At 69.1% G+C, this 414-nt stretch carries 1 protein-coding gene; it reads left to right on the top strand.

The annotated features are described in order from the left end of the window. Positions 1 to 32: 32 nt before the first annotated feature. Positions 33 to 414: hypothetical protein (locus I6F37_RS42100; RefSeq protein ID WP_225154684.1), on the top strand; the 382-nt coding region annotated here is incomplete at its 3' end.

Genomic DNA, 414 nt, shown 5'->3' with positions numbered 1-414 from the left:
TCCGTGTCTCCGTCCGAACCGGGACGAACACGGTGTCGACTGCCAAGGCCGTCCAGCAGCTGCGCAAGGGCCGCGGGATGCTCCTCCAGGGCAACAACGAGGGGTTCGCCAACAAGGGCAACAAGAACCACGCGATCTGGGTGAACGAGGTTCGCGGCGGCACGGCCGACAAGCCGAAGGAAGCCCTGCTGTACGACCCGCAGCGCCAGGGCCCGATCTGGGTGAAGTGGCAGAAGATCCTCGACTTCGCGGCGGCGCTCCGGCTCAACGACGCCGGGACGATCAAGCTCGGCCCCGGGGGGATGTATGCCGGGTTCCCGCCACCGCGCGCGGGGCAGGCCGAGCTCAGCGACATGCCCGCAGCGGTCGAGCAACCGGACGTCAGGCTGCGCTTCGGCGCGCGCAGGACGAAAC

This window comes from Bradyrhizobium sp. NBAIM08 (assembly GCF_020193935.1).
Taxonomy (GTDB): Bacteria; Pseudomonadota; Alphaproteobacteria; order Rhizobiales; family Xanthobacteraceae; genus Bradyrhizobium; species Bradyrhizobium yuanmingense.
This window is presented reverse-complemented; position numbering and strand designations above follow the sequence as displayed.